The following is a 5141-nucleotide window of genomic DNA, read 5'->3' as shown; positions in this document are numbered from 1 at the left end:
GATGTATCCGCGAACGGCAGCGTCGTGACGGTGTGCCGCGATGTGGTTCATCCGCAGCAGATGCTGGCCGAAGTTGGCCGCTGTGACGTCGTTATCGGCATGAGGCTGCACAGCCTCATCTATGCCGCGAATCAGCTGGTGCCGATGATCGGCGTGTCCTATGATCCGAAGATCGATAACTTTTTGAAGCGGCTGGATCTGGAGCCTGTAGGGACAAGCACTTCGCTGGCACCTGAGGCGCTGAAGAGCGAGGTGGCCCGCCTGCTGAGCGAAAACAGCCTCTGGCAGGAGGCGAACCGCGAGCGCATCGCGGTGCTTAAGGAAGAGGCGCAGGCTCCGGCACAGCATATTATTGATTTTTTGCAGCAGCAATAAAGGATAAGGTGATTATAGCGTGAACCAACCAAGCCAAGTGCCCACGGTGCCGATTTTCGGCATACCGGTGAGCCGATGGGGCATGACCGAGACCGTTCAATATTTAACCGGACTCATCCAGTCGGGTGAGCGCCGGCCGCATCAGATCATTACCGCCAATCCCATTATGGTGATGACGGCCCTTCAGGACCCTGCTTACATGGAGGTCATGAGGGGAGCCGATCTGCTCGTCCCGGACGGGACGGGAGTGGTATGGGCGGCGGATAAGGCCGGATCGCCCGTGAAGGAACGCGTTGCAGGTTTTGACCTCCTACATGAATTGATGAAGGTCGGAGAAGACTATCACTGGAAAGTGTATTTGCTCGGCTCGACGTCCGAAGTGATTCAGGCGACGGCGGAGCGGTTACATTTGCAGTATCCGGGGATTCAAATCTCGGGATTTCGTGATGGCTACTTTTCCCAAGAGCAGGACGCCGATGTGATCGCGGCAATCCGCGAAGCGGAGCCGGACATTCTGTTCGTGGCACGCGCCGTAGATACGCAGGAGCCTTGGATTGCGCGTTACAAGGAGCAGCTCGGCGTACCGGTCATGATGGGCGTCGGCGGAAGCTTCGACGTCATTTCCGGCAAGTCCAAACGGGCTCCCAAGCTGTTCCAGCAGCTGCGGGCAGAATGGTTATACCGCCTGCTGAAGGAGCCGACGCGAGCCAAAAGAATGCTTGCGCTGCCGAAATTCGTAGTGAAAGTGCTGCGGGATAAAGAAAACCTGACAAAACCCAGATAAAAAGATGAAATCGTCTTGAATAACCCGATATTTTGCGAAAAAACGGGATTGGTTTTATTTTTCGATCAGAGTATAATTCAATCCGGTAGAACAATTGGGGGTTGAACAATCACATGTTAATGCTAGCCATCATCGGATGTATCGTGTCGCTTATCCTGGCACTGGTCTTGACGCCGCTCGTCAAGAAGCTGGCGGTGAAGATCGGAGCCGTGGACGTACCGAATGCCCGAAAAGTGCATACGCGAATTATGCCCCGGCTTGGCGGTTTAGCCATATATCTTTCTTTTATACTAGCCATGTTCGCAGTGCTTCCGTTTGTCGCCGATCATTTCTCGATGCGGGATTCCAACTTTATTAAGGCATTCCTGCTGGGCGGAACGCTGATCGTGCTGATCGGCGCGCTCGACGACCGCTTCGAACTGTCGGCCAAGGTGAAGCTGCTCGGCCAGATCATTGCTGCGTGCGTGGTCGTGTTCGGATTCGATATCAAAGTGGACTTTGTAAATATTCCTTTTGCTGATAACTATTCTTCGCTGGAAAACTGGATTTCCATTCCGCTGACCATCATTTGGATTATCGGCGTGACGAACGCCATTAACCTCATCGACGGTCTCGACGGCCTGGCAGCCGGCGTATCCGGCATCGCGATCGGCACCATCCTCGTGATGTCCCTGCTGATGGGCAACATGATGGTCGCTATGCTGTGTCTCTTGCTTCTCGGCGCCATCGTCGGATTCCTGTACTTCAATTTCCACCCGGCCAAGATTTTCATGGGGGATACGGGATCGCTGTTCCTGGGCTTCTGTCTGGCGATGCTCTCCCTGCTTGGATTCAAGCAGATCGCGATCATCTCGTTTATCACCCCGCTGATCATCATCGGCGTGCCGCTGTCGGATACGTTCTTTGCGATCATCCGCCGCTGGATGCAGAAGAAACCGATCTTCGCCCCGGACAAGGGCCACCTGCATCACTGCCTTCGCGAAATCGGCTTCAGCCACCGCCAGTCGGTGCTGATCGTGTACGGTATCGCCGCATTCTTCGGCGTTCTGGCGGTCATCCAGTCGTCGGCGGCGATGTATGAAGCAAACTGGGTCACGTTCGTCGTGATCTGCGTCATGATGTTCTTCCTGCAAATCGGCGCTGAGATCATCGGCCTCGTCGGCAAGACGAAGCGGCCGATCCTGAATCTGATCGCAAGGCTGCGGATGAAGGTTAGTGAGAACCGTCATAATTAGGGTAAGAGATAAGCGTTGTGCAATTATATATATTGTTAAGTGGAACGTCGCACCTGGGGGTGCGGCGTTTTTTATTACTTATGGAGAGTCATAAGTCTTCCTGCCTATCCAAAATCAGGATGAACAGCCTATCGACAATAATTTAAAAATAAATAAAGTTTGTTTAGTCAAATGCTAACTGGCTGGGTAATAAACATGAGTGTAAGTAATTTAAAAGGGGAGAAGGATACATATGAAAAAATTGATTATTGGTCTTACGGTTGGAATGCTCATCGGGTCCTCTACGGTAGCTATGGCTGCCACTTCGAGCACAGTGAAAGCTACGCTTGTGAAGTATAAAATTATCGCGAATGGAATACCGAAACAGGTGGCATCCAACCAATTGTCCTATAATGGGAACACTTATGTTCAACTGCGCGACGCTGGATCTATCTTTGGTTATAACACAACGTATGAAGCGGCAAGCAAAACGATTAAATTTATTCCAAAAGACGGAACCGAGGGCTGGATTACACTTGGGGATTATGCTGGCGGAGCAAATTTCAAAGTTGAAGTGGATCAGAATAAACCATATGTTTACAACCTGGTTCGCGGCAAAGACGAAATTATTTCCTCCTTTAACACGCAGGATCTCAAAGAACGCGAGGAAAGAGGCTCATCCACGACTACTAACGGAACTGTCATTTATTTCACTAAAATAAACGGTTCCCTTGTTCTGAGCAAAGAAAGCTTGAAAAAAGCTGGATTAATGTAGAGATTACTTATACTTGTGTAATTTTAAGGATTCCAAGCCTGGAAGCACTGAGGTGCACCGGGTTTGGGATTTTTTTATTTTCTCTTTATTTCGATTACAACAACACGATGCTTAACATAGGGGGGGACTTTTTTCTAGTTTCACCTAAAAAATAGGAAGAAAGTATCCGATAGAAAGAGTAAGAGAATCAATTGGAATTTCCAGTCATGATTACCGGAAATCTCACAAAAGTTAGGCGAAAAGGAGAGATCAAACATTTATGCACCGCATTAAGAAGACGTATGTCTGGATCATGCTTATGACATTGATCGTTTCATTGTTTCCAGCAGGGTTAACTCAGCCTGCGCATGCAGCGGATTCGCAGCCCGCCACCTATTTTATACCGGATGACTTGGATCTGCGGAAAACTTCATTATTAACGACCGATACTTCCGGTAAGCAAATCAGCAGAGAAAATGTATATGTATCGAGTAGCCCCACCCTTACGATTACCGGTACATACGCATATGTTACCGAGGATTCACTCAAGGCAAAAGTGGAGCAGCTAAGCTCCAAAACTTTGCAGGGTGGCGGAATTGAATGGGTAACGGATTCGTCCCATTTTAAAGACGGCAATATTACGAAGGACTCTTCGTCTTCAGCTCAAAAATTTAAGGCGACGAACTTATCTCTGTTCCCTGGATTCAACAAGATTACCTTGTCGGGTTCGCAAAACGGAATAACACGGTCTGACGTGTTCTACGTTTTGTTTGACCAAGTACCTTATGTCCAGAACCTGAAGCTGCTAGGATCCAGCCTCGGGGAAATTTATCTTAATGAAGGGACACAGGTTGTCTCGGACAAGCAGTCCGTAACCCTTCAAGGTGATGTCAAGAATGCAACGGATGTTACCGTAGCCGTAAATAGTGATACGCCGCTGGTATCAACTTTAACGCAAACGGGTAAGTTCTTTTCCCCAGCGTTGAAACTGAAGACAGGTCTTAACACGCTGACGATTGCGATCAAGAATGGCTCGGACTCAGTCTCCGTTACACGTGAGGTTTATTACTACGACAAGAAGAGTCCGTTTGTTACTTTGGACATGAACTATAACGGTAAGGACTACAACCTGCTAAATAACACGCCAACCGTTACTGATAACGGCCAAAACGGGTCTCCTGCGGGTACTCTAACCGCAAGAGTTCTTCTTGATGACACGGGTAAATCCTTTAAAGATGCCGGTACGGTCCTCATTGACAACCAAAAAATAACTGATTACTCGGTTTTAGAGGAAGCAGCTATTCCGGGACCAGACGGAGTTACTCCAGCTTATCGTCTTGTTACGTTTAAAGTAAACTCCCTGGCGTTCGCTGCCGGTGTCCAAGCGCAAAAAATCAAGCTTGGCGTTTCCTACGACAACAAGATCGATGCAGCTACGGACTTGATCTTCAAATATTTGCCGGGTGAAGTTGGCATTTTGAATATGAAATACCTCAAGGGCTATCAGGAAGGCAATAAGTTAGCCGACACGAGTGTGTTGCCGCTGGATGGAACGGAACTTGAGGCGGATACTTTTTATGTACTTGTTCAAGCTGATCAGAAAATAAAAGGAGTTACTCCTGAGCCAGTATTAAATGCAGAGTATCTTCCTGTTGGAACTCTAAATATAAGTAAGGTAAGTCAGGGATCACAACCGTCTGATCTTGCTGATAAGGAAGCTGTATACAAAGTAACAGGATTCTCAAACGGCAAACAGCAGGTGAGATTCCATTTCAATGACTCCAGTGCTTATTATACGGTCAATATCGCTTATGCTACGAAGAACTATATTTATGTAGAAAATCTCTACGACGGTCAGACATTTGAAATTGACTCCAGTAAGGGAGAAGCAACGATTCGTCTGAAAGGTGAATACCGTGATTTTGAAAACATCTCGAATGCCGAACTGTTCGTCAACGGCCTGACGGGAAACGATTTGAAGCTTAATCCGTCTTTTAAAGTTGACAACACAACC

General features: G+C 48.2%; 5 protein-coding genes. All 5 read left to right on the top strand.

The genetic code is table 11. The annotated features are described in order from the left end of the window. Positions 1-375: polysaccharide pyruvyl transferase family protein (locus CPT76_RS40485; protein WP_258168787.1), on the top strand; the 375-nt coding region annotated here is incomplete at its 5' end. 19 nt (positions 376-394) lie between these two features. Continuing rightward, the gene (locus tag CPT76_RS25055; protein WP_258168786.1) at positions 395-1159 is read left to right on the top strand and encodes a WecB/TagA/CpsF family glycosyltransferase; all 765 of its coding nucleotides are present in this window, start codon (positions 395-397) and stop codon (positions 1157-1159) included. 113 nt (positions 1160-1272) lie between these two features. Next, entirely contained in the window at positions 1273-2394 is a 1122-nt protein-coding gene (locus CPT76_RS25050; RefSeq protein WP_105444849.1) for a glycosyltransferase family 4 protein, read from the top strand. A 232-nt stretch (positions 2395-2626) separates the two neighbouring features. Then, entirely contained in the window at positions 2627-3148 is a 522-nt protein-coding gene (locus tag CPT76_RS25045; RefSeq protein ID WP_105444848.1) for a stalk domain-containing protein, read from the top strand. A 259-nt stretch (positions 3149-3407) separates the two neighbouring features. Beyond that, on the top strand, positions 3408-5141 hold a 1734-nt coding region (locus CPT76_RS37775), incomplete at its 3' end, for a hypothetical protein (RefSeq protein WP_181153033.1).

Origin of the sequence: Paenibacillus sp. AR247 (assembly GCF_002968895.1) — a bacterium.
In the GTDB taxonomy this organism is placed as follows: Bacteria; Bacillota; Bacilli; order Paenibacillales; family Paenibacillaceae; genus Paenibacillus_AQ; species Paenibacillus_AQ favisporus.
This window is presented reverse-complemented; position numbering and strand designations above follow the sequence as displayed.